General features: G+C 72.7%; 23 protein-coding genes. 8 read left to right on the top strand and 15 right to left on the bottom strand.

Translation table 11 applies throughout. The features are described 5' to 3' along the window. Window positions 1-28: 28 nt before the first annotated feature. The 3 genes from ACIQU4_RS02260 to ACIQU4_RS02270 are packed head-to-tail and all read right to left on the bottom strand — an operon-like array spanning window position 29 to window position 6,404. Window positions 29-3,232, bottom strand: a complete 3,204-nt coding sequence (locus ACIQU4_RS02260; protein WP_403725932.1) for an SAV_2336 N-terminal domain-related protein — start codon at window positions 3,230-3,232, stop codon at window positions 29-31. A 12-nt stretch (window positions 3,233-3,244) separates the two neighbouring features. Further along, window positions 3,245-4,297: an AAA family ATPase gene (locus ACIQU4_RS02265; RefSeq protein ID WP_403724735.1), complete on the bottom strand. Its 1,053-nt coding sequence runs from the start codon at window positions 4,295-4,297 to the stop codon at window positions 3,245-3,247. Window positions 4,298-4,322: 25 nt separating this feature from the next. After that, entirely contained in the window at window positions 4,323-6,404 is a 2,082-nt protein-coding gene (locus tag ACIQU4_RS02270) for a trypsin-like peptidase domain-containing protein (RefSeq protein WP_403724738.1), read from the bottom strand. 134 nt (window positions 6,405-6,538) lie between these two features. Here ACIQU4_RS02270 and ACIQU4_RS02275 point away from each other — a divergent pair, with 134 nt between their 5' ends. Then, entirely contained in the window at window positions 6,539-6,724 is a 186-nt protein-coding gene (locus ACIQU4_RS02275) for a DUF6104 family protein (protein ID WP_010061466.1), read from the top strand. Between the two features lie 91 nt (window positions 6,725-6,815). Here the strand turns inward: ACIQU4_RS02275 and sodN are convergent, their stop codons facing one another. Next, window positions 6,816-7,211, bottom strand: coding sequence for a superoxide dismutase, Ni (gene sodN / locus ACIQU4_RS02280; RefSeq protein ID WP_048475438.1), 396 nt, complete (start codon window positions 7,209-7,211; stop codon window positions 6,816-6,818). A 183-nt stretch (window positions 7,212-7,394) separates the two neighbouring features. Here sodN and sodX point away from each other — a divergent pair, with 183 nt between their 5' ends. Then, window positions 7,395-7,814 (top strand): nickel-type superoxide dismutase maturation protease, encoded by a 420-nt coding sequence (sodX, locus tag ACIQU4_RS02285; RefSeq protein ID WP_385579299.1) that lies wholly within the window; start codon window positions 7,395-7,397, stop codon window positions 7,812-7,814. Here sodX and ACIQU4_RS02290 read toward each other — a convergent pair. Further along, the gene (locus ACIQU4_RS02290; RefSeq protein WP_403724741.1) at window positions 7,718-8,347 is read right to left on the bottom strand and encodes a CGNR zinc finger domain-containing protein; all 630 of its coding nucleotides are present in this window, start codon (window positions 8,345-8,347) and stop codon (window positions 7,718-7,720) included. The two genes, sodX and ACIQU4_RS02290, sit on opposite strands and share 97 nt — an antisense overlap. An 82-nt stretch (window positions 8,348-8,429) precedes the next feature. On the opposite strand from ACIQU4_RS02290, the gene ACIQU4_RS02295 reads away from it, so the two are divergent. Next, the gene (locus ACIQU4_RS02295) at window positions 8,430-9,185 is read left to right on the top strand and encodes a class I SAM-dependent methyltransferase (protein WP_403724744.1); all 756 of its coding nucleotides are present in this window, start codon (window positions 8,430-8,432) and stop codon (window positions 9,183-9,185) included. A 93-nt stretch (window positions 9,186-9,278) separates the two neighbouring features. Here ACIQU4_RS02295 and ACIQU4_RS02300 read toward each other — a convergent pair whose 3' ends face one another. From ACIQU4_RS02300 to ACIQU4_RS02310, 3 genes are read right to left on the bottom strand one after another with little or no spacing between them, the layout of a single operon-like run. Beyond that, window positions 9,279-10,046, bottom strand: coding sequence for an amino acid ABC transporter ATP-binding protein (locus ACIQU4_RS02300; protein ID WP_403724747.1), 768 nt, complete (start codon window positions 10,044-10,046; stop codon window positions 9,279-9,281). Next, a complete protein-coding gene (locus ACIQU4_RS02305; RefSeq protein WP_030153623.1) occupies window positions 10,043-10,993 on the bottom strand; it encodes an amino acid ABC transporter permease in 951 nt (316 codons plus the stop codon). Before ACIQU4_RS02305 ends, ACIQU4_RS02300 begins: the two co-directional genes overlap by 4 nt. A gap of 36 nt (window positions 10,994-11,029) precedes the next feature. Beyond that, window positions 11,030-11,989: an ABC transporter substrate-binding protein gene (locus ACIQU4_RS02310; protein ID WP_385579311.1), complete on the bottom strand. Its 960-nt coding sequence runs from the start codon at window positions 11,987-11,989 to the stop codon at window positions 11,030-11,032. Window positions 11,990-12,512: 523 nt separating this feature from the next. On the opposite strand from ACIQU4_RS02310, the gene ACIQU4_RS02315 reads away from it, so the two are divergent. The 4 genes from ACIQU4_RS02315 (at window position 12,513) to ACIQU4_RS02330 (ending at window position 15,964) form a co-directional block, all read left to right on the top strand. Further along, a complete protein-coding gene (locus ACIQU4_RS02315) occupies window positions 12,513-13,715 on the top strand; it encodes an NADP-dependent malic enzyme (RefSeq protein WP_387282786.1) in 1,203 nt (400 codons plus the stop codon). Between the two features lie 455 nt (window positions 13,716-14,170). Further along, entirely contained in the window at window positions 14,171-15,133 is a 963-nt protein-coding gene (locus tag ACIQU4_RS02320) for a zinc-binding dehydrogenase (protein ID WP_403724751.1), read from the top strand. 58 nt (window positions 15,134-15,191) lie between these two features. Then, window positions 15,192-15,401, top strand: a complete 210-nt coding sequence (locus tag ACIQU4_RS02325; RefSeq protein WP_008741547.1) for a helix-turn-helix domain-containing protein — start codon at window positions 15,192-15,194, stop codon at window positions 15,399-15,401. Further along, the gene (locus tag ACIQU4_RS02330) at window positions 15,401-15,964 is read left to right on the top strand and encodes a Clp protease N-terminal domain-containing protein (RefSeq protein WP_403724754.1); all 564 of its coding nucleotides are present in this window, start codon (window positions 15,401-15,403) and stop codon (window positions 15,962-15,964) included. The genes ACIQU4_RS02325 and ACIQU4_RS02330 overlap by 1 nt, the downstream gene beginning before the upstream one ends. Before the next feature lie 48 nt (window positions 15,965-16,012). Here ACIQU4_RS02330 and ACIQU4_RS02335 read toward each other — a convergent pair whose 3' ends face one another. From ACIQU4_RS02335 to ACIQU4_RS02345, 3 genes are all read right to left on the bottom strand, one after another. Next, window positions 16,013-16,915 (bottom strand): helix-turn-helix transcriptional regulator, encoded by a 903-nt coding sequence (locus tag ACIQU4_RS02335; protein WP_403724757.1) that lies wholly within the window; start codon window positions 16,913-16,915, stop codon window positions 16,013-16,015. Between the two features lies 1 nt (window position 16,916). Then, window positions 16,917-17,846 carry a DUF4097 family beta strand repeat-containing protein gene (locus ACIQU4_RS02340; protein WP_403724760.1) on the bottom strand — a complete coding sequence of 310 codons (930 nt, stop codon included), beginning with the start codon at window positions 17,844-17,846 and terminating at the stop codon, window positions 16,917-16,919. Between the two features lie 170 nt (window positions 17,847-18,016). Next, window positions 18,017-18,949, bottom strand: a complete 933-nt coding sequence (locus tag ACIQU4_RS02345) for a LysR substrate-binding domain-containing protein (protein ID WP_403724763.1) — start codon at window positions 18,947-18,949, stop codon at window positions 18,017-18,019. 207 nt (window positions 18,950-19,156) lie between these two features. Between ACIQU4_RS02345 and snpA the strand changes: the two genes are divergently transcribed. Beyond that, complete coding sequence (gene snpA, locus ACIQU4_RS02350; protein WP_403724765.1) at window positions 19,157-19,822, top strand: snapalysin; 666 nt, start codon at window positions 19,157-19,159, stop codon at window positions 19,820-19,822. On the opposite strand, the gene ACIQU4_RS02355 is transcribed toward snpA, so the two are convergent. From ACIQU4_RS02355 to ACIQU4_RS02370, 4 genes are all read right to left on the bottom strand, one after another. Further along, window positions 19,823-20,059, bottom strand: coding sequence for a hypothetical protein (locus ACIQU4_RS02355; RefSeq protein WP_403724768.1), 237 nt, complete (start codon window positions 20,057-20,059; stop codon window positions 19,823-19,825). A gap of 62 nt (window positions 20,060-20,121) precedes the next feature. Then, complete coding sequence (locus tag ACIQU4_RS02360) at window positions 20,122-20,730, bottom strand: GNAT family N-acetyltransferase (protein WP_403724771.1); 609 nt, start codon at window positions 20,728-20,730, stop codon at window positions 20,122-20,124. Between the two features lie 145 nt (window positions 20,731-20,875). Continuing rightward, the gene (locus ACIQU4_RS02365) at window positions 20,876-21,931 is read right to left on the bottom strand and encodes a family 2 encapsulin nanocompartment cargo protein polyprenyl transferase (protein WP_403724773.1); all 1,056 of its coding nucleotides are present in this window, start codon (window positions 21,929-21,931) and stop codon (window positions 20,876-20,878) included. A 50-nt stretch (window positions 21,932-21,981) separates the two neighbouring features. Next, window positions 21,982-23,388, bottom strand: a complete 1,407-nt coding sequence (locus tag ACIQU4_RS02370) for a family 2B encapsulin nanocompartment shell protein (RefSeq protein WP_403724776.1) — start codon at window positions 23,386-23,388, stop codon at window positions 21,982-21,984. Window positions 23,389-23,437 lie beyond the last annotated feature (49 nt).

Here is a 23,437-nt window from a genome sequence, read left to right on the forward strand (position 1 = left end):
TCGATGGTCCACTACCCACTTACGGGGGTCACAGCCCCGCCTCCAGGGTGCGGACCCGGGATCCCAGGGCCTCCCGCCGGTCGGCGGCCGCATCCCCCAGCCGGGTCCACAGCTCCAGCGCCGAGCGGTAGGCGTCCAGCGCCGCCCGGGGCCGCGCCAGGCGTTCGAGTACCTCGCCGCGCAACTCCTGCACCCGCGCCCCCAGTTCCACCGCCACGTCCCGCCGCTCCTCGCGGTCCGCGGCCAGCGCGCAGCGCCAGGCGCGCCGGTAGGAATCCGCCGCCCTGTCGAGCCGGTCCAGCGCCCGGGTGTGCGCGTGGATCTCCTGCTGGACGTCTCCGTGCTCGCGCCAGGCGCGGGCCTGCTCCAGCGGGCCGCGGCTCTGCCGGACGGCCAGTTCCAGCAGGTACTCCGCCTCCCTCAGGTCCACCACGTCCCCCTCGTACGCGTGCCGCAGCCGCAGCCCCTCCGCGAGCCGCACCAGCCGCTGCGCGGAGCGGGCGTCGGACTGCGGGACCGCGGCCCGGCTGTCGCGCAGCACCCGTACGGCCACCGAGCTGAACCGCCGCCCGTCGGCGGCCCGCGCCCGGTCCAGCAGTACGTCGCCCCATTCGGGCAGCAGCTCCCCGTACGCCTCCGCGTCGCGCGGGATCAGCCGGCGGGCCCTGCCGTACGCCTCGGCCGCGTCCTCCAGGGCCGCCGGCTGCGCGTCCCGCGCGTACCGGGCCCGGTGCACCCGCGCCAGGCACACCAGGGCGGCCAGCCGCAGCTCCGGGTCGCCGGCGGCCCCGGCCAGGGCCAGGTCGAGCTGCCCGGCCGCCTCCTCCAGCCGCGCCGGCAGGTACCGCAGGGCGGTGGCCAGCTCCACCCGTACGCGGGCGGCCTCCGCTCCCGAGGGCTCGGCGTCCGGCTCGGCGGCCAGCCCGGCCGCCAGGTGCTCGGCGGCCTGCCCGGCCAGCGCCGTGCGCTCCGCCGGGTCGGGGGTGCGGGGCAGCAGGGCGAGCAGGACCCGGCCCAGGGCGGGCCGCACCGCCGGGTCGGAGGCGGGGGCTCCGGTCACCGCCTCCAGCGCGGAGCGCGCCTCGCGCAGCGCGCCCGTGTCCTCGCGGAGCTCGCCGAGGCGGACCAGGGTCTGCGCCCTGCGGACCACGCAGTCCAGGCGCAGCCGCGGGTCCAGCTCCGGGTCGGGGTCGCCGCCTACGGCCGCGAACTCCCGTTCCGCCGCGGCCAGCAGCTCGGAGTCCGGCTCGGCCGCCAGGGCCCGCTCGTACAGGATCCGGCCGAGTACGGCCCGGGCCTGCGGGGTGCCGAGTCCGGCCACCGCCCGCTCGGCCTCCGCGAGCAGTTCGGGGTCGCGCTGTCCGGCCCACAGCCGCAGCAGGACGGCGGCCAGCTCGCACTCCGCCTCGCCGGGCGTGTCCCCCGGCCCGGCGGGGGCGGCGACGGCCCGGCGCAGTACGGCGACGGCCTCGTACAGCCCGCGCCGGCCGCCGTCGCCCCCCTGACGGTCCTGCGCGGCGAGCCGGTCGCGGGCCGTGCGCACCGCCCAGGCCCGTCCGGGCGGGGGTACGACGGGCTCGGGGACGCCCGGGTCCTCGGCGGGCGGGCCGGGCAGGTAGCGCCGTACGACGCGGGCCGAGACCTCGGCGAAGGCCTGCGGGAGCCGCCCGGCGGGGACCCGCTCCTCGCCGCCCTCCTCGACCGGCGGGGCGCCGGTGAGCTGGGAGACGGCCAGGGCGGGGAAGTTGCGTACGCCGCGCCCGAAGTGCGCGAGCACGTACTCGGAGCAGTGCTTGAGCACCAGCGCGGCCTCGTCCCGGCCGAGCGGCCCGAGCAGGACGTCCTGGACGCCCGGCACGAACTCGTACCACTGCCCGGCGGCCTGACCGCGCCGCAGCAGCCCGCTGAGCAGCACCTCCGCCAGGTCCGAGGGCTCCGAGTCGGGCAGCATCGTGCGCTGTACGAGGGCCATCACGGGCAGGGTCAGCGGAGCCGCCGACAGGTACACGGCCAGCTGTACGGCGCGCGGCGAGGCGGAGGCACGGAAGCGGCGCACCAGCTCGCGCGGCGGGCGGACCGCGCGCGGCGGCGGGAGGGGCGCGGCGGGGTGGTCGGCGAGCACGCGGCCCACCTCGGCGGGGACGGGCCCGGTGCCGAGCCCGGCGACGAGGCGGGCCCAGGAGCCGAGCGCGATGGCGCTGGGCGGCAGGACGGGGACGGTGAGCCCGCCGGTGTGCCACCCGTTGCGGACCGGCCGGTCGGGGCGGAAGCGCAGCTTCCCGGGGCCGCCCTCGGCGCGGGTGAGGACGCCCCGCTCGGTCGGCAGCCAGCTGCGGCTCCACAGCCGCTGCGGCAGCGGCTGGACGACGACGCAGGGGGTGCACTCGGCCCAGCGGTGCAGCATCCGCTGGGCCTCGCCCTCGCGCCAGAGCGGGCCGGCGCAGTCGGAGACGACCATGGTCAGCGCCCGCCCGGTGGGGTCGCGCAGCTGGTCCCCGGAGCGCAGCCGGGTGCCGGGGCCGGGTCCGCGCCCGACGGCGGCCCGGCCGTCGCCGAGCCGGTGCAGGTAGTGCACCTGTACGTCGCGGAAGGCGCCGAGCCGCTCGCACACGGACCGCAGCTCCTCGAACATGTCGTGCCAGACGGCCATCGACGGGGAGGCGTCCATGACGAGCCGTACGGTCGCCTCGCGCCGGCTCTCCGGCCGCAGTACGGGGATGACCAGCCCGAGGGCGCGGGCGCTGGCCTCGGCGGTGGCCGGCTCGTCGAGCACCAGCCGGGTGGGCGGGCCGGGCGGGCGGTGCCGCTGGAGGGCGCGCAGGGCCCGCTGGATCTCCAGGATCCGGGGCAGCGCGGCCGCGCCGGGGACCCGTACGGGCACTCCGGCGCTGCCCGGGAACTGGGCCGCCTCCTCCGCGACGGTCCCCAGCACCCGGGAGGCGTAGAGCCGCACCGGGTCCTCCGGCTCGGGCTCGGGCCGTACGGGCTCCTCCTCGGCCGGGGATGCCTCGCCCGCGGTGCGCGGCCGCCGGGGCGGGGCCGTGCGGTCCCGGCCGGGGGCGGCGGAGCCGGGCGGTCCGATCCGCCCGGCCAGCCACAGCGCGTCGGCGAGCTCCTCGGCGGTGGGGTCGAGCCCGGCGGCGCGCAGCAGCCCGGCGAGGTCACGCAGGGCGGCGGGGACGGGCGCCGGGGCGGCCGGTGCGGAGGAGGCGGGCAGGGGTGGCCGGTCCATGGTCACGGGCGCTCACCTCGGGCGGTCGAGGCGCTGGATGAGCAGGTCGGCGAGGTCCTCCCGGGTGGGCGGGGCGGCGTAGTGGGTGAGGTAGATGGCGTTGAGCAGCTGGTCGGCGGCGACGAGCTCGGACTGGGAGCGGCTGAGGAACTCCCGGATCAGGTCGGCCCCGAGCTGGGCGGCCTCCTCGCCGAGGTGTGCGCGGACCATGGTGGCGAGCCGTTTCTCGCCGGGCTGCCCGAGCTTGAGCTGGATGCAGCGGCGCAGCAGGGCGGCCGGGAAGTCCCGTTCGCCGTTGCTGGTCAGGATGATGAAGGGGAAGGCCCGGCAGCGCACCCGGCCGCCCCGGACGGTGACCTTCGCCCCGTCGTCGGTGAGCACCTGCACCTCGGGCTCGGTATCGGCGACGCGTTCGAGCTCGGGGAGGGCGAACTCGCCCTCCTCCAGGACGTTCAGGAGGTCGTTGGGCAGGTCGATGTCGCTCTTGTCGAGCTCGTCGATGAGCAGGACGCGCGGGCGTTCGGTGGGCAGCAGGGCCGTCCCGAGCGGGCCGAGGCGGATGTACTTCCCGATGCCGGGGGGCGCGCCGGGGGCGGGGGGCGCGCCGGGGCCCGCGCCGGGGCCGACGCCGGACGAGCCGCCGCTCGCGGCGATCTGTACGTCCTGGAGCCGGGCGATGGCGTCGTAGCGGTACAGGCCCTCCTGGAGCACGGTCCGCGAGACCACGGGCCAGCGCAGCACCCGGCCGAGTTTCAGCTCGTGGGCGACGGCGTGCGCGAGGGTGGACTTGCCTGTTCCGGGGTAGCCGGTCACCAGCAGCGGCCGGCGCAGGTACAGGGCCGCGTTGATGGCCTCCAGCTCCTCGGGCTCGGGCCGGTGCAGCTCGGCCGCCTGCCGGTGCGCGCCGAGGCGCCGCGCGACGTTGCCGTCGGCGGTGTCCGCCGGTCCCCCGGGCTCGCCGACGGGGCCGCCGTCGAAATCCCGCCACGGCGGCGGATCGGGCAGGGCCTCGATCCCGTCGTGGGGTTCGCCGACCCCCCGGTAGATGAGCCATTCCTCGTTCACGCCTGCTCCCTCCCCCTCCCGCCCGTCACAGGTCGCCCTGCAGCGGCTCGTCTTCGGGCAGCGCGCGGGCCGGGTCCTCCCATACGAGGGCCATCCCGTCCGCCCAGTACGCGTCGGGGTCGGCCCCGTGCGCGCGTGCCCGCAGTGCCTGGAGCCGGACCGGCAGCGGCGCTCCCCGCGCCGCCTCCGTCAGCTCCTCGCGCAGCCCGCGGTGGAACGGCGCGCAGTCGGCCGCCGGGTCGGCCGGGGGCCGCCGGGTGACGGCCACTCCGTATCCGGCGTCCCGGACCCCGTACAGGGAGCCGCGGGTGGGCTCCGCCTCGGCGGCCCGGCAGTGCACGGGCACGGTGTTGTCCGGCAGCGTGTCGAGCCATTCCGGCGCCGGGGTCCTGGGGCGGCCGCGGTCGCAGTCGGCCCGCTCGTCGAGCAGCGGACCGGCCTGGACGCGGGTCCAGCGGTCGGCCCGGCGGTGGTCGGCCTCGTCGTCGTTCGGGATCCCGCCGCTCCCGGCCGGGTAGCGGAACACCACCGGCCGCTGGACGCCCAGCGGGGTGCGGCCGACCACCGTCCAGGTGTCCACGGGCAGGCCGAACAGCTCGGGCGCCACGGCGACTTCGAGGAGGGCCGCCGCGTCGTGGGTGTCGCAGCGCCGGAAGGCCTCGGCGAGCGGGACCCGCAGCACTTCGGCGAGACCGGCCCGGGTGGCCCGTACGCCCGAGTCCACCGGGGTCACCCGGCCGGGGTGGGCGGGCCCGTACAGCACCGAGACGCGCCAGTCGTAGACGTCCTCCCAGCCGTGCGCCCAGGCCTCCAGCAGTACGGAGGGCCCCTGGGGCAGGGCGCCGGGCGGCCGGGCGTGCCCGTTCGGCTGACGGTCGGCCCGGGCGTGGCGGCGCCGTTCGCGCTGTGCCAGGCCCTGTTCGTGCCGCTCGCCCAACTCCCGCCGCAGGGGCCGCCACAGCCGCTCGGCAGTGGCACGTACCCAGTCCCACAGCTCTTCGTCGGCACCCGGGGAAGGCGGCTCGCGGTGGTCGGCCACGCTGACGTCGGTCGCGTACCGGAGCATCGCGGCGGCCTCGCCGGCGCCGCCCGGCGGGTCGTGCAGCATGCCGAGCCCGTCGCGCCAGCTGAGCGGGGCCGGCAGGCCGGGGTCCGGCTCCTCGCCGCGGGCCGCCTCGACCAGGGCGCGGACGGCCTCCGAGGAGCGCGGCGGGGGCAGTTCGGCCAGCAGCCCGCACAGGGTGGTGCGCTCGGCGGCGGTGAGCCGCCTGCGGCCCTCGTACGGGCCCTCGCGGGCCGGGAGCTCGTCGTGGACGTCCGTCCAGGTGCGGCGGCTGCCCCGGTCGCTCAGGTGCTGGTCGTAGTGGTACAGGTCGTGGGCCTGCATGACGCGGCGGTAGAGCCCGACCTGGCCGGTGGCGGCCAGCGGCAGGGTCCGTAACTGCACGACGGACACGGCGAGTCCGCCGCCGCCGTTGTTGCGGCGGGCCTTGACCACGCCGACGACCTCGCCGCGGGCCAGGTCCACGACCGGGCCGCCGGACATGCCGGGCTCGATCTCGTCGTCGTCGCCGAGGCGCAGGGCGGCGCCGCCGGCGGCGGTACCGCGCAGCCGGGTGGTGCGGCCGGTGATCTCGGGGGTGCCGAGGTCCTCGGTGCAGCCGAAGTAGGCGACCTCGTCGAGGCGCGGTCTGCCGCGGTCGGTGAGCCGTACGCAGGCGTGCGTGATCGGGGCGAGGACCCGGACCAGTGCCAGGTCGGGCAGGTCCCACAGGGCGCGGCGGGCGGGGCGGCGCTCCTCCAGCCGCTCGGGCAGGACGCACTCGACGCGGCCGGTGACGGTGCCGGTGGCGCCGTCGGCGCCGGAGGAGAAGGTGATGCCGAGCTCACGCCCCACGAGACGCACCGCTGCACCCCCTTCACCGACGACGTGCGCGCACGTCAGGACCCAGCCGGGGGCGATGAAGAAGCCACTCCCCCAGGTGGGACCGGTCCCATGGGGTGCATACCCGTCCGGGGCCGCGTGGACGCGCACGGTGGCCGCCTGGACGAGGGGTTCGAGGAGCTCGAAGGCGCGCGCGGTGCCGCCCGTGCGCCCGTCCGGCATCCCCTGCCCCCTCAGGTGTGGAGGCCGTCCAGGCTAGCGCCGGGTCCTGCAAGAGGGGAGGTCTCGCCGGGTATGCGGATTATCCTGGCGGGAAACGTCCCCCTGCACACCTTCATCACGGCACGGAGCCCGACTTGTACTTCACCGATCGCGGCATCGAGGAGCTGGAGAAGCGGCGCGGCGAGGAGGAGGTCACCTTCGAGTGGCTCGCCGAGCAGCTGCGCACCTTCGTCGACCTGAACCCGGACTTCGAGGTCCCGGTGGAACGCCTGGCCACCTGGCTCGCCCGCCTGGACGACGAGGACGACGAGGACGAGTAGTCCACACGTGGGACGCACTGTTCCCGAGTACGGCGAAGGGGCCCGACCGTGATGGTCGGGCCCCTTCTCCGCGCTCGGGGACGGGCCGGGATCAGGCGGCCTTGGTCTCCCAGAAGATGCGGTCGATCTCGGCGATGAGGTCCAGGGCCTTCTGGCCGGTCGCCGGGTCGTTCGACGCCTTGGCGGCCGAGAGGGCCTTCAGGGTGTCGTTGACCAGGGTGTGCAGCTGCGGGTACTTCTCGAAGTGCGGGGGCTTGAAGTAGTCGCTCCACAGCACCGAGACGTGGTGCTTGGCGAGCTCGGCGCGCTGCTCCTTGATGGTGATGGCGCGCGCGCGGAAGTCGGCGTCCTCGTTGGCCTGGTACTTCTCCTGTACGGCCTTGACGGACTCGGCCTCGATGCGGGCCTGGGCAGGGTCGTACACGCCGCACGGAAGATCGCAGTGGGCGGAGACCTTCGCCTTGGGGGCGAAGAGGCGGGAAAGCATGGAGTTTGTCCTCCTCGTGATCGTCTTCTCAAGAGGGGAGATTACTCCGTGGGAAAGGGGATTTCGCGAGCGGCCCCGTGGGCTTAGGACAAAAGTCCAGGGTGGCGTCCGGACCGGTGAGCGAATGTACGGGAGGCTGCGGCAGCATGCGCAGTGAGGCGAGAGCGGGCGAGGAGGTCGCGCATGGTGGAGAGAAGGCACTCGCGGATGGCGTTCGAGGTACTGGAGGTGGCGGGGCCCTCGATGGTGCCGACGCTGCTGCACGGGGACCGGCTGGTGGTCCGGTACGGGGCGGCCGTGCGCCCGGGTGACGTGGTGGTGCTGCGCCACCCGTTCCAGCAGGACCTGCTGGTGGTCAAGCGGGCGGTGGAGCGGCGGCCGGGCGGCTGGTGGGTGCTCGGGGACAACCCGTACAACGAGACCGGCGACAGCACCGACTACGGGACGGTGCCCGAGGAGCTGGTGCTGGCGACGGCCGTGCTGCGCTTCCGGCCGCGCGCGGCGGATCAGAGTTCGCTGAGGGCGCGGCTGTCCTGGGCGGCGTCGGCGCTGCGGCCGCTCTGGCCGGACGCCTCGGCTTCCAGCCGTTTGCGGGCCCGGTAGGCGGCCACGTTGGCGCGGGTGGCGCAGCGGTCGGAGCAGTAGCGCCGGGAGCGGTTGGTGGAGGTGTCGAGGTAGGCGTTGCGGCAGGGCGCGGCCTGGCACAGCCCGAGGCGGTCGGGGCCGTGCTCGGTGAGGTGGAAGGCCAGGCCGAAGGACGCGATCGCGGCGTAGCCGGCGGAGGCGTTCGAGGGGTGGTCGGCGAGGTGGATGTGCCAGTTGGGGCGGCCCTCGTCGTCGAGGTACTCGTGGCCGGAGACCTGCGGGCTGACCGGGAACTCCATGAGCAGGGAGTTCAGCAGGTCGACCGCGAGGACGTGGTCGCCGCCATCGGCGGCCTCGAAGACGGCGCGCAGCCGGCCGCGGACGTTGCGGAAGCGGGTGACGTCGGAGTCGGTGACCCGGCGCGCGGCCTGGACCCCGGCGCCGAAGAGGCCCCGGACGGCGTCGATCGAGGTCAGCGAATCCTTGTTGCGGGCCGGCTCCTCGGTGTTGACCAGGCGCACGGCATAGTCCGAGTAATGGGCCAGTTCCACTTGTAGTCCTTACGGCTGCGGATTAGGGTCTCGAAGTAACGGCCGAGACTTCTTCGAGGGTATTACGACTGGAGGGTGAGCGATGGCGGAGACCACGACCGACTGGCAGGCCTGGCAGAAGAGCTGGGACCGGCAGCAGGAGTGGTACATGCCCGACCGCGAGGAGCGGTTCCGGGTGATGCTGGACATGGTCGAGGCACTGGTGGGACCCACCCCCCGGGTGCTGGATCTGGCGTGCGGTACGGGAAGTATTACGGACCGCGTCTTCCGGCGGTTCCCGCAATCCACCAGTACGGGCGTCGATCTCGACCCGGCGCTGTTGACCATCGCACGGGGCCACTTCGACGGCGACAGCCGTGTCACGTTCGTCTCCGCGGACCTCAAGGACCCCGACTGGACCTCGGCGCTCCCGTACGACACGTACGACGCCGTCCTGACGGCCACCGCCCTGCACTGGCTGCACTCCCCGCAGCTCGCCGTGGTGTACGGGCAGCTCGCCCCGCTGCTGCGCGAGGGCGGGGTCTTCATGAACGCCGACCACATGCCCGACGCCGCGACCCCGCGCATCAACGCCGCCGAGCACGCCCACCGGCACGCCGCGATGGACCGGGCCCGCGCGGCCGGCGCGCTGGACTGGGCCGACTGGTGGGCCCTCGCGGCCGCCGACCCGGTGCTCGCCGAGCCGACGAAGCGCCGGTACGAGATCTACGGCGAGCACGCCGACGGGGACACCCCCGACGACGCCTGGCACCTGCGGACCCTGCGCGAGGCGGGCTTCGCGGAGGCCCGGACGGTGTGGCGCTCGCCCTCGGACGCGCTGGTCCTAGGCCTGAAGTAGTGCCCTTGTAGGAAAGTGAGAACTTTCCGCGACGCGCGAGAGGGGCGGTACGGGAATCTCTCCCGTACCGCCCCTCTCGTCCGTTCGCCGCGCTTACAGCACCTTGGACAGGAACGCCTTCGTCCGGTCGTGCTGGGGGTTGCCCAGCACCTCGCGCGGGTGGCCGGACTCGACCACGACGCCGCCGTCCATGAAGACGAGGTTGTCGCCGACCTCGCGGGCGAAGCCCATCTCGTGGGTCACCACGATCATGGTCATGCCCGACTCGGCCAGGTCCCGCATGACGTCGAGGACGTCGCCGACGAGCTCCGGGTCGAGCGCCGAGGTGGGCTCGTCGAAGAGCATCAGCTTCGGCTCCATGGCCAGCGCGCGGGCGATCGCCACACGCTGCTGCTGGCCGCCGGAGAGCTGCGTGGGGTAGTTCCCGCCCTTGTCGCCCAGGCCCACGCGGTCGAGCAGGCGGATGGCGCGCTCGCGCGCCACCGCCTTGGACTCGCCCTTGACCATGACGGGGGCTTCCATGACGTTCTCTATGGCCGTCATGTGCGGGAAGAGGTTGAAGCGCTGGAAGACCATGCCGATCTCGCGGCGCTGGGCCGCGACCTCGCTGTCCTTCAGCTCGTAGAGCTTGTCGCCCTTCTGCCTGTAGCCCACCAGCTGACCGTCCACCGAGAGGCGGCCGGAGTTGATGCGCTCCAGGTGGTTGATGCACCGCAGGAAGGTCGACTTGCCGGAGCCGGACGGGCCGACCAGGCAGAAGACCTCGCGCGGGGCGACCTCGAGGTCGATGCCGCGCAGGATGTGGGCGGCGCCGTACGACTTGTGGACGCCCTCGGCCTTGACCATCGGCTGAGTGGTCATCGCGCGACCTCCGTACGGCGGAACATGTTCAGGTTGGCCTTCAGACGCTGGAACGGCGTCGGCGGCAGGTTCCGCGTGGAACCACGGGCGAAGCGGCGCTCCAGGTAGTACTGGCCGACGCTGAACACACTGGTCAGGGCGAGGTACCAGAAGGAGGCCACGAACAGCATCTCCATGATGGCACCGGCCGTGTTGCCGATGTTCGACGAAGCCCGCAGGAGTTCCGTGTACTGCACGGCCGAGACCAGGGAGGAGGTCTTCAGCATGTTGATGAACTCGTTGCCGGTCGGCGGGATGATCACGCGCATCGCCTGCGGCAGCACGATCCGGCGCATGGTCTTCGTCTGCGGCATGCCGAGCGCGTGGGCGGCCTCGGTCTGGCCCTCGTCGACCGACTGGATGCCGGCCCGGACGATCTCCGCCATGTACGCGCCCTCGTTCAGGCCGAGGCCCAGGAGGGCGACCATGAACGGGGTCATGATGTCGACGGTCTCGTTCTTGTAGATCGGACCGAGGTTGATGTACTGGAAGATCAGCGACAGGTTGAACCACACCAGCAGCTGGACGTACACCGGGGTACCGCGGAAGAACCAGATGTAGAGCCAGGAGACGGCGCCGGTCACCGGGTTCTTGGAGAGGCGCATCACCGCGAACAGGATGCCGAGCACGAGGCCCAGCGCCATGGCCGAGACGCTGATGATCACGGTGTTGCCGAGACCGCTCAGAACCGCCGGGTCGAACAGCTTGTCGCCGACCGTCGCCCAGATGACGTTGCCGTTGGCGAACGCGTAGACGAGCCAGACGAGCAGCGCGACGACCACGACGCCGCTGACCCAGCGGCCGTAGTGACGCACCGGAATTGCCTTGATGGCCTCGTACGGGAGGCCCGAGGCGCCGGGTCCGGCCGGCGGGTTCTCGGCCGGACCCTTTTCGATCTTGTCAGTCACAATGACTGCCCTTCAGTGGAGCGTGGAGCGCGGGACTTACTGACCTGCGTTGACCGTCGCGGACTTGACGGCACTGTCCTGCACGTTCCACTTCTCCAGCGCCTTGCCGTAGGAGCCGTCCTTGATCGCGGCGTCCAGGGCCTGCTTGAGGGCGTCGCGGAGCTGGGTGTTCTCCTTGCTCACGCCGATGCCGAAGAGGCCGACGCCGCTCTGCTGGCCGGCGATCTCGAAGTCGTTGCCGCCACCGGAGGTCTTCACCGTGTAGGCGGCGACCGGGTAGTCGTTCAGGTCGGCGACGGCGCCGCCGGCCTTGACGCGGGTCTGCGCCTCGGCGTCGGTGTCGAAGGCCTGGATGGTGAGCTTCTTGTCGCCGCACTTCTCGGCCTGGGCCTTGAAGGCGTCCTCGTAGGTGGTGCCGCGCTGGACGGCCACCGTCTTGCCACAGAGGTCGTCCAGGGACTTGATGCCCTCGGGGTTGCCCTTCTTGACGAGGAGCGAGAGGCCGGAGGAGAAGTAGTCGACGAAGTCGATCCCCTTGCCGATCTTCTGGCCCTTGTCGTCCAGGCCCTCCTGGCGCTGCTTGTTGTCGGTGATCGACGACATGATCGCGTCTTCGCGGCCGGTGTAGATCGAGGTGATCAGGCCGTCGAAGGTGCCCGCGGTGAACTGCATCTTCACGCCGAGCTGCTTGCCGAGCGCCTCGGCGATGTCGGGGTCGACACCGACGATCTTGCCGCCCTCGACGAATTCCATCGGGGCGTAGGCGGAGTCCGTACCGATCTTGATGACACCGGCGTCCTGGATCTTCTTCGGCAGGGCCGAGAAGAACGGGGCGCTGTTGTCCTTCGAGGTACCGCCGGAGGGGGTCGCCGAGGAGCCCTTCTCCGTCTGGTCGCCACAGCCGGTGAGGATCAGGGCTCCGGCGACCGCGATCGCGCCGACCGCGGCGATCCGGGACCGGGCGGCGGTCGTACGACGGGTGGTGCTTGCGGTCATGAGCTGGTTCCTCCGGCTGGCTGGTGGAGCATCCGAGAACGGTCGGGCACGCACCTTCGAGTGTCGCGACCTCGTGTGATTACGGCATCTTGCCATTCGGACTGACGCATTCAGGCAGTTCGTCAGGTCAAAATCGGATAACGGGTGGGTGGGGGTACCCAACAGGACTGCGGAATGGGGGGTTCGAGACCGCAGGAACCGCTGCGACCTGGGCTTTTTGACGGAGTATTTGCGGTCCGTCTCGTCCATTGGACAGAGTCGTTTGGACCTTTCGCCGAAAACAGGACAAGAGGTCTACAGTCGAGCAGGAATCGACTCGTCTGGGTGAGCGTTCTTCGGGTACAACGGATCCTTACACCCCTCATCCGGGGCTCAGGGCGCGCGTGCGGCGCGCCCGCGCGTACGAACCTCCCCTTCGCGGAGACGGGCCAACCGTCGATGCGGAGTACGGACGCGGTGCCCGCCCACCCCTTAACCAGGTGTGGTCACCCTCAACGATTCAAAGACTTAAGGGGCCAAGAAAGTGGCAGCGGAGATCGTCAATCCTCGCAGCGACAGCGCGACGGACAACAACCCGGACGCGGTGTTCGCACTGCACCGGGGCGGCAAGATGGCCATCCAGGCCACGGTGCCGGTCCAGAACAAGGACGACCTGTCCCTCGCGTACACGCCGGGCGTGGCGAAGGTCTGCAGCGCCATCGCGGAGCAGCCCGAGCTGGTGAACGAGTACACCTGGAAGTCGAACGTGGTCGCCGTCGTCACCGACGGTACGGCCGTGCTCGGACTCGGTGACATCGGTCCCGAGGCCTCCCTCCCCGTGATGGAGGGCAAGGCCATCCTGTTCAAGCAGTTCGGCGGTGTGGACGCGGTGCCGATCGCGCTCGCGACCAAGGACGCGGACGAGATCGTCGAGACGGTCATCCGTCTGGCTCCGTCCTTCGGCGGGGTGAACCTGGAGGACATCTCCGCCCCCCGCTGCTTCGAGATCGAGCGCCGGCTCCAGGAAGCCCTGGACATCCCGATCTTCCACGACGACCAGCACGGCACGGCGATCGTGACCCTGGCCGCCCTGCGCAACGCCGCGAAGCTGACCGGGCGCACGCTCGGCGACCTGCGCGCCGTGATCTCGGGTGCGGGCGCGGCGGGCATCGCCATCGCCAAGATCCTCGTGGACGCGGGCATCGGCGACGTGTGCGTCACCGACCGCAAGGGCGTCGTCTCCGCGGACCGCTCCGACCTGACGGACGTCAAGGCGGAGATCGCGGGCCTGACGAACAAGACCGGCCAGACCGGCTCCCTGGAAGCGGCCCTGAACGGCGCGGACGTGTTCATCGGCGTGTCCGGCGGCACCGTGCCGGAGGCTGCGGTGGCCTCGATGGCGAAGGACGCTTTCGTCTTCGCCATGGCCAACCCGAACCCGGAGGTCCACCCGGACGTCGCGCACAAGTACGCGGCGGTCGTGGCCACGGGCCGTTCGGACTTCCCGAACCAGATCAACAACGTGCTGGCGTTCCCGGGCATCTTCGCGGGCGCCCTGAAGGTCCGCGCCAGCCGGATCACCGAGGGCATGAAGATCGCCGCCGCCGACGCCATCGCCGGTGTCGTGGGTGACGAGCTCGCCGCCGACTACGTGATCCCGTCGCCGTTCGACCCGCGCGTGGCCGAGGCCGTCGCGGCCGCGGTCGCGGCGGCGGCCAAGGCCGACGGCGTGGCCCGCCTGGCCTGACCCGGCAGCAGCACGGAAGAGGGGCCCGGCCGGATGAACATCCGGCCGGGCCCCTCTTTTTGTTTGGCACACCCTCCCCGCCCCCGAACCGGGAGGGGATGCTCCGCCTCAGCGCCTCGATGAAGCTGACGCTTCATCAATGAGAATGCGGCCACAAGGTGGCAGGCTCATGACGAGCCGGGCCGCATGGCGTGAATATTACCGCCACTCCAGGCTTGATTCTTACGTTCCGCTTCCCCCTCCTGATCACACAAGACCGCACGTGGCACGCTTAGTTGAGTGCGCAACGAACGATTCCGTTACGCTCCCGGACCGCCCAGTACGGACGCAAGAACACCCTCGCCCGGTTCCCGCCGACGGCCACCGATCCGCACGGGCGGCCGTGCGACGAAGGCCTCACCTGCTCGGCCCCGACGGGTCTGGCCCGACGCGCTACCGAGCGGTAGCGTCGCGGCATGTTCGCTGCCTACGCCGCCAGAATCGACCGTGACCAGCCGCTGAGCGGCCTCGTGCTGGGCGAGCGCCCGGCCCCCGAGGCCCGCCCCGGCTGGGTGACCGTGAACGTCAAGGCCGCCTCCCTCAACCACCACGACCTGTGGTCGCTGCGCGGGGTCGGCCTCGGCGAGGACAAACTCCCGATGATCCTCGGCTGCGACGCCGCCGGCATCGACCAGGACGGCAACGAGGTCGTCCTGCACTCCGTGATCGGCCAGAGCGGCCACGGGGTCGGCCCCGACGAGCCGCGCTCGATCCTGACCGAGCGCTACCAGGGCACCTTCGCCGAGCAGGTGACCGTCCCGGCCTGGAACGTCCTGCGCAAGCCCGCCGAGCTGTCGTTCGAGGAGGCCGCCTGCCTGCCGACGGCATGGCTGACGGCGTACCGGATGCTGTTCACCAACGCGGGCGTGCGCCCCGGCGACTCGGTACTGGTGCAGGGCGCGGGCGGCGGGGTCGCGACCGCCGCGATCGTCCTCGGCAAGGCGGCGGGCCTGCGCGTCTTCGCCACCAGCCGGCACGAGGCCAAGCGCAAGCGGGCGGTGGAGCTGGGCGCGGTGGAGGCGTACGAGCCGGGCGCGCGGCTACCGCAGCGGGTGGACGCGGTGATCGAGACGGTCGGCGCGGCCACCTGGTCGCACTCGGTCAAGTCGCTGCGCCCCGGCGGCACCCTGGTCATCTCGGGCGCCACGAGCGGGGACCGGCCGGCGCACGCCGAACTGACGCGGATCTTCTTCCTGGAGCTCAAGGTGGTCGGCTCGACGATGGGGTCGAAGGACGAGCTGGAGGACCTGCTGGCGTTCTGCGCGGCGACCGGGGTGCGGCCGGTGATCGACGAGGTCCTGCCGCTGGACCGGGCGCGGGAGGGCTTCGAGAAGCTGGAGGCGGGCGACCTGTTCGGGAAGATCGTCCTGACGGTGTAGCCGCCGGTTTGTCAACGATGGTTGACACCATCGTGTCCGTCAACCTACATTGACATGCATGACAGAAGCGACGGATCTCGCCGAGCGGGCCGGTGACCGCGATCCACGGGTGGGCCTGCGTGCCGTGGCCGCCCTCCGCAGGCTGCTGGAGCAGCTGGAGGCCGTACAGGTACGCAGCGCCCGCGCGCAGGGCTGGTCCTGGCAGGAAATCGCGGCCGAGCTGGGCGTCAGCCGGCAGGCCGTGCACAAGAAGCACGGGAGGGTCTGATGTTCGAACGCTTCACGCAGGACGCCAGGGACACCGTGGTGGGCGCCGTGGCCGAGGCCCGGCAGGCGGGGGCCACCACCGTCACCGAGGAGCACCTGCTCCTGGCCCTGCTGGGCCGGGGCGCGCTGGACCCTCTGGGCGTCGACCGCGCCGCGATGGCTGCGGACCTCGCCGCGGCCCGCCGCCGGGGCGGCATGTCCCGGGCGGACGAGGAGGCCCTCGCGGGCCTCGGCATCGACCTGACCGCGATCCTCTCCCGGGTCGAGGAGGCCCACGGCGAGGGCGTACTGGCCGCCGCGGCCCCGCGGCGGCGGACGCTGGGCTCCTCGCTCCGCTCGGCGCTGGGCCGCCCGGAGCCGGAGAGCCGGCACGTCCCCTTCGCCCAGGGCGCGAAGAAGACCCTGGAGAAGTCCCTGCGCATCGCGCTGGGCCGCCACGACCGCCACATCGCCACCCTGCACCTGCTGCTGGCCCTGCTCTCGCGCCCGGGCACGGCCGCCGAGGTCCTGGCGGACCACGGCGTCACGTACGCGGCGGCCGAGGCGGGCCTGACGGCGGCCTGACTCGCGGCCCGACTCGCGACCTGTCGCGACCGGCGGGGCGCCGCAGGCCTACCGCTTCGGCCTGAGCGTCTCGGCGAGGCGGTCCGCGGCCGCCGCGAGGTGGGCGCGGGCCTCGGTCAGCTTGGCCGGGGTGACGCCGTGGTCGCGGGCCGCGTCGCGGACGTCGTCGCGGAAGCGGTCGAGCAGCCGGTCCAGGTCACGGGCCGGATCGCCGGTGGGCGCGAGGTCCTCGGCCCAGCGAGGGCCGGCGGCCGTACTGGCGGAGGCGGAGGCGGCATCGGTGGTCGTGGTGGTGTCCTTGCCGGTGCCACCGAGCCAGCTTCCGGCCAGATTGCCCAGCACCCCGCCGGACTTGGCGAACTGCTCCTGGAACTGGACCGCGATCCGCATGACCTCCTCGCGCGCCCGCTCCTGCGCCTCCTTGGCCTGGCGGCGGGCCTGCTGGGCCTCCTCGCGGGCCCGGCGGCTCTCGTCCTTCGCCCGGCGCGCCTGCTCCTTCCACTCCTGCTTGGCCTTGCGCAGCTCCTCCTTGGCCGCCGCCCAGGACGCGTCCTCGACCGGGGCCGCCGACGCGGAGGCCGCGGCCCTCATCTCGCGCCGCAGCGCGCCCGCCGCGCCCCGTACGTCGTCACGGATCTCGGCGGCCAGTTCGGAGACCGAGTCGCGGATCTCCAGCTCCAGGTCGGCGAGCTCACCGCCGCGGTCGGCCAGTTCGGCGCGGCCCGCCTCGGTGATGGAGTACACCTTGCGCCCGCCTTCGGTGGCGTACGTGACCAGACCCTCGGCCTCCAGCTTGGCCAGCCGGGGGTACACCGTGCCCGCGGAGGGCGCGTACAGGCCCTGGAACCGCTCCTCCAGCAGGCGGATCACCTCGTAGCCGTGCCGCGGAGCCTCGTCCAGCAGCTTGAGCAGGTAGAGGCGGAGTCGGCCGTGGGCGAAGACGGGCGGCATGTCAGAGCACCTTCTTGTCGAGCACGAGGGGGGCGGCGGAGCCTTCGCCGGACGGGGCGTCGGCGGCCGGGCGGCGCAGCAGGGCGATGGAACCCGAGACCGTGGTGGCCCGCAGGGTGCCGGTGCCGGCGCCGAGCGTGCCGGCGATGCGCTTGGCGGCGAAGTGGCCGGAGACGAGCAGGTCCTCGAAGGCGTTGGAGACGCCGCCGGTGGCCGTGTTGGCCTCCACCCGCGCGTCGGCGGGGTGCGGGAGGCGGATGGCGACCTGCCCGGAGACGGAGTTCAGGGAGATGTCCACGGGGCGCGGGGCGGCCGGGTCGAGGGCGAGGTCGATGAGCATGTCGCCGCTGACCGAGTCGGCCCGTACGCTGCCGCCCGCGCCGTCGACGACGGTCAGGCCGCCGGAGACGGAGTGGAAGCCGAGCTCGCCGGTGAGGGACTGGGCCTCGACGCCGCCGGAGATGGTCTTCGCGCTGACCTTGCCCGACAGGCCGACCAGCGTGACGTCGCCGGAGACCCCGTGGACGTCGGTGCCGGCGGCGATGCCGGAGACGACCGCGGCGGCGCCGACGGCCGCGAGCTGCACGCGGGTGGCGGCGGGGACGGTGAGGGTGACGGTGGCGCTGCGCTCCCAGGACTTGCGGCCCAGACCCGTGCGGGTCCAGGACTTCCAGGGCTTGCCCTCCAGCCACTCCTTGAAGCCCTGGGAACCGTTCCAGGGGAGGTCCTCGTAGGAGACGGTGAGCGTGCCGCCCTCCTGCACGACGTACAGCGGCGGCCCGTCGACCGCGGCCACCTCCAGCCTGGCCGGACCCTCGTCGGCGACGACGTTCACCGTGCCGCCCACGACACGGACGCGGAGCTCGGTCACCGGCTCCTCGAAGGTGAGCTTCTGCGGTTCGGCGACCGACCACGTCTTCTGCTCTGCCATGGTGCTGATCCTCCTCGGCGTACGGACTCGGCACGCAACATATCGCGTCTTCTGATGAACACGATATATCGCGGATTTCCGAAGTCAAGCCCCGGCCTCGCCGCAGGGCAGCCGTCAGCGGCCCCGCGCCTCGAACGGCCGGCGGGGCTGGTTGTCGCGTTGTATCGCGGCTACGCCGCGAGGAGGGGGCTTTCGTGGTGGTGGAGCCAGGCGCGGTAGGGGGGTGTGCGCAGGGCGGCCTCGCGGTAGGCGGCGCGGAGGTCCTCGAAGACCTCGGCGTGGGCGCCCGGGCGGGTGGCCAGCAGCAGCCGCACCGCCAGGGGGTCGCCGGACAGCGGACGTATCGCCATGTCGTCGCGCGGCCCCGACGTCGGCTGGCAGGGGGCCACCGCCTCGCCGGAGACGATCAGCGAGGTCGCGGTGTGGTAGTCGGCGTGCAGCACCGGCGGGTCCAGCCCGGCCCCGGCGAACATCCTGCGCAGGCCGTCCCATTCGCCGTCCACGGAGGGGTCGACCGTCCACCGGTCGGCCGCCAGGTCCTGTAACGCGACCACCGGCCGGCGCGCCGCCGGATGGTCCCGGGACATCGACACGAACTGCGGCTCGCGCTCCATCAGGATCCGCAGCTCCAGCCCGGCCGGCACCCGCAGCGGGCAGCCCTCCACCTCGTGGACGAACGCCACGTCCAGCTGCCCCGAAGCCACCATCCGCAGCAGGGCGTTGGCGGAGACGTCCACCACCAGCGAGGTCTCGGTGTCCGGCATCCGGCGGTGGATCCGGCGCAGCCACCCCGGTATCGCGCGGCTGGCGGTGGAGCCGATGTTCAGCCGCGGCCCGCGGGCCAGCGCCCTCGCCTCGGCGACGAGCGCGGCCATCTCGGCCAGCAGCGGACGGGCCCGGCCGAGGACGCTGCGGCCGAACGGGGTGGGCCGGCAGCCGGTGCGCTCACGCAGGAACAGCTCGCCGTCCAGGGCGCGTTCGATGCGCCGCAGCTGGGTCGTCAAGGAGGGCTGGCTCACGCCGAGCTGCCGCGCGGCTTTGTGCAGACTGCCGGCGTCGGCAATGGCGCACAGCGCGCGCAGGTGCCTCACCTCGAGCTCCATGACCCGAGAGTAGGCCGGTCCCGGCGGACCGCACCAGCCACTGATACCCCATCGAATCCCGCCATTCTCGCGGAAGTTGACCTTCCGAAATCTTCCCGATAGGGCCGCGCTATCGGTGTCTGACATCATCCGCCGGCCGCTCCCGCTCCCGCAGACTCCGGTACCGAACGACCCACCCCCCACACCGGATGAGTAGGAGCCCCCCACATGCGCCACTCCCGTACGTCCCGAAAGGCCGTGCTGGCCGCCACCGTCGGCCTCGGCTTCGCGGCCGCCCTCGGCGCCGTCCCCACCGCCAGCGCCGCCCCCGCCCCCGTCGGCAACACCGCGACCTACTCGGCGTACGAGCGCTCGCAGGAGAACCAGGACGCGAACCGCGCCTTCTTCGAGGCCGTGCAGCGCTCGGTCGCCGAGCAGCGCGCCGCGAACCCGGGCGTCCTCGCGGTGACCGTCACGTACAACACGCGCAACGCGCCCAGCTTCCGCAGCCAGATAGCCGGCTCCACCCAGATATGGAACAGCTCGGTCTCGAACGTGAAGCTCCAGGAGGTCTCCTCCGGCGGGAACTTCTCGTACTACGAGGGCAACGACTCGCGCGGTTCGTACGCGAGCACGGACGGCCACGGCCGCGGCTACATCTTCCTCGACTACCAGCAGAACCAGCAGTACAACTCCACCCGGGTGACCGCGCACGAGACCGGACACGTGCTGGGTCTGCCGGACCACTACTCGGGCCCCTGCTCCGAGCTGATGTCGGGCGGCGGTCCGGGCACCTCCTGCCAGAACCCCTACCCGAACTCCGCGGAGCGCTCGCGCGTGAACCAGCTGTGGCTGGGCGGGCTGGCCGCGTCCGGCCTGGGCACGAAGAGCTAGCTAGAGCTCGGGCAGCTTGCCCACCTCGGCTTCGTACTCGGGGCAGTCCGGGTTCTTGCAGGGACCCGGCACCCACTCCGGGATGAAGATCCCGAGCGCCTTGCGCCGCCGTACGAGGGTGTCGACGGAGCGACCGCAGACCGGGCACGTGTGCTGATCGTGCCCGGCCTGCGGGGCCACCACGTCATGCGGTCCCGGGTGGCGCCGACCCTGCTGTTGGTGCTGTTCACCGGCCATACCTCCACGGTAGGCCGGTTCCGCGCGTTCGGCGGCTTCGGCACCCGACGTCGCGAGGGCGATTACGCCGTCCCCTGCGGCTTGCGCCACATCGGCCACATCAGCGGCCCCTCCGGCAGGCGCACCGCCTCCCCCGTGATCTCCCAGCCGAGCCGTTCGTACAGCCCCTTGCTGCGCTCGCTGCTCGCCTCCAGGTACGCCGGCACGCCCTCGCGGTCGCACCGCTCCAGCACCGGCCGCATCAGCTCGGTCCCGAGCCCCTCGCCCTGGCGGTCCGGGGCGACCGCGATCATCAGCAGGTACTCGTGGTCCTCGGCGGTCGGGTGGACCTCGCCCGTCAGCCGGCCGACCAGCTCGCACCGCTCGTTGTCGGGGTCGGCGGCCGCCCGCATCCTCGCCGGGACGTCGTCCTCGGCGGCCTCCCCCTCCGGCTCCCCCGCCGGGACCCGCAGCCACAGGGCGGCCGCCGAGCCGTCCACCGCGTAGTCGATCCGGCCCTCCGCCAGCGCCACGTCCACGAAGACGCCCAGGAACCTGCCGTGCACGGCGGCCCGGTGCTCCGGATCAGGGAAGACCCAGCTGCTCACCGGGTCGGTGCGGAAGGCCTCGTCGAGGAGGCGGGCCACCGCGTCCCGGTCCGCCTGATCCGCCTGACGTATCTCCAGCGCCACTGGTCACACCCTTCGCCACGTTTCAACTACCGCGAGCGATCCTAGAGTTGGCCCGGAACAGCGGAAAGCCCCGTTCCGGCACCATGCAGTGCCGGAACGGGGCTTGCGTACGTCCGCTTGCGTACGCCCGTCCTCCGCTACGGACTCACCGCGTACGCCGCGTCACGAACTCCGCCAGCGCCAGCAGGCCGCCCGCCGCCCCGAGGTCCGGCACGGCCCGGGACAGCAGCTGCACCGCCCGGCCCATCCGGTCCGCGGCATGGGCCTGCGCCCAGTCGCGCCCACCGGCCCGGTCCACCGCCTCGGCGGCCCTGCGTACGTCGTCCGCGGTCATGGGCCCCGCGTACAGGGCCGCCAGCTCCTCGCCGGCGGTGGTCCCCGAGGTGAGGGCGGCCACGACCGGGAGGGACTTCTTGCGGGCGATCAGATCGGCCCCGGCGGGCTTGCCGGTGTGCCCCGGATCCCCCCAGATGCCGATCAGGTCGTCGATCAGCTGGAAGGCCAGCCCGGCCTCCCGCCCGAACGCGTCCATCGCGTCGACCTCGTCCGGGCCGGCGCCCGCGTAGAGCGCGCCGAGCGCGCAGGCACAGCCCAGCAGGGCCCCCGTCTTGGCCGTCGCCATGGTCAGGCACTCGTCGAGCGAGACGTACGGGCGCTGCTCGAACGCGCAGTCCGCCTGCTGGCCGGCGCACAGCTCGATGACGCAGGTCGCGAGCCGCGCCGAGGCCGCCGCCGAGGCGGGGTGCGGATCCTCGGCCAGCAGCCGCAGCGCGAGCACCATCATGGCGTCGCCGGTGATGATCGCGTCCGGTATCCCGAACACGGTCCAGGCGGTGGGCCTGCCCCGGCGCTTCGTGTCCTTGTCGATGACGTCGTCGTGCAGCAGCGTGAAGTTGTGCGCCAGCTCCACGGCCACCGCCGCCCCTACGGCGCCCTCGGCCTCCTTCTCGTCCCGCCCGCCCCGCAGGGCCCGGGCCGCGGCGAGCACGAGGGCGGGCCGGATGGCCTTGCCCGCGTTGCCCGCGGCCGGGGTGCCGTCGGCCTGCTCCCAGCCGAAGTGGTACATCGCCACGCGCCGCATCGAGCCGGGCAGGCTCTCGACCGTGCGGCGCAGTTCCGGGTTGACCGTTTCTCTTGTCCGCTCCAGCAGGGCCGCGGCCTCGTGCCCCTCGCCGGTCGTGATCGCCTCAGTGGTGCCCATGGCGTGTCCCCGATCCCCGGTCGTCCCGGTCGTCCCGCTCGGCCGGCCGCTCAGCGCCAGCGGGCGATCTCGACGTTCTCCAGGATGCCGAGCGCGTCCGGCACCAGCACCGCGGCGGAGAAGTACGCGGTGACCAGGTACGAGATGATCGCCTGCTCGCTGATGCCCATGAAGCGCACCGACATGCTCGGCTCGATCTCGTCCGGGATGCCGGGCTGGTGGAGGCCGATGACACCGGACTCGTCCTCGCCGGTGCGCATGCAGAGGATGGACGTCGTCCGCGCGTCGCTGATCGGGATCTTGTTGCAGGGGAAGATCGGCACGCCCCGCCAGGTCGTCATGCGGTGGCCGCCGACGTCGATCGTCTCCGGGACCAGGCCGCGCTTGTTGCACTCGCGGCCGAAGGCGGCGATGGCCCGGGGGTGGGCGAGGAACATGTCGGAGCCGCGCCGCATGCTGAGCAGCTGGTCCAGGTCGTCGGGGCCGGGCCCGCCGTCGTGCGGCTGGATGCGCTGGTCGTACTCGGCGTTGTGGAGCAGGCCGAACTCCGGGTTGTTGAGCATCTCGTGCTCCTGGCGCTCGCGCAGCGCCTCGACCGTGAGCCGCAACTGCTGCTCGGTCTGGTTCATCGGCTGGTTGTAGAGGTCGGCGACGCGCGTGTGCACCCGCAGGACCGTTTGTGCAATGGAGAGCTCGTACTCGCGCGGCTTCGCCTCGTAGTCCACGAAGGTGCCGGGGAGAACCGCCTCGCCGTGGTGGCCGGCGGAGAGGTCGATCGCGGCCTCGCCGTACTGGTTGGCGCGCTGGGCGGGCAGGGAGCGCTGGGCCTCCACGTGCGCGCGCAGCGAGTCGACCCGGTCGGCGAGCAGCCGGAAGTCCTGGCGGGAGAGGACGAGCGCGGTGCCGGAGGTGACGGCCCGGGCGGTGTACTCCCAGATCGCCTCCTCGTCGACGAGGGAGTCCTCGCCGAAGTAGGCGCCGTCGGCGACGGTGCGCAGGACGGCGTCGTCCCCGTACGGGCCGGGGCCCATCTGCTCGATGCGCCCGTGCGCCAGCAGGAACACGTTGTCGGAGGCGCTGCCGAAGGAGGTCAGCTCCTGACCGGCCTCGAAGTCGACCTGCCGGCACCGCTGGGCGAGCTCGGTGAGCACGTCCAGGTCCTCGTAGGTGCGCAGCAGCGGGAGTTCGCCGAGCTCGGCCGGGATGACCTGGACCTGGGTCCCGGTCTTGATGAACTCCACGCGTCCGTCGCCGACCGAGTAGCTCAGCCGCCGGTTGACCCGGTACGTGCCGCCCTGTACGGGCACCCACGGGAGCGTCTTCAGGAGCCACCGGGAGGTGATCTCCTGCATCTGCGGCGCGGACTTGGTCGTGGTTGCCAAGTTCCGCGCGGCCGAGGTCGCAAGACTCCTCTGCGGCGTCTGGACCCCGGATTCGGAACCTGCCTGGACCGACATGTGTATCCCTTTCGATCACTCCATGGATCTGCAGGATGCAGCCTCCCAG

The sequence above is a fragment of the Streptomyces sp. NPDC090741 genome, assembly GCF_044769045.1.
Classification (GTDB): domain Bacteria; phylum Actinomycetota; class Actinomycetes; order Streptomycetales; family Streptomycetaceae; genus Streptomyces.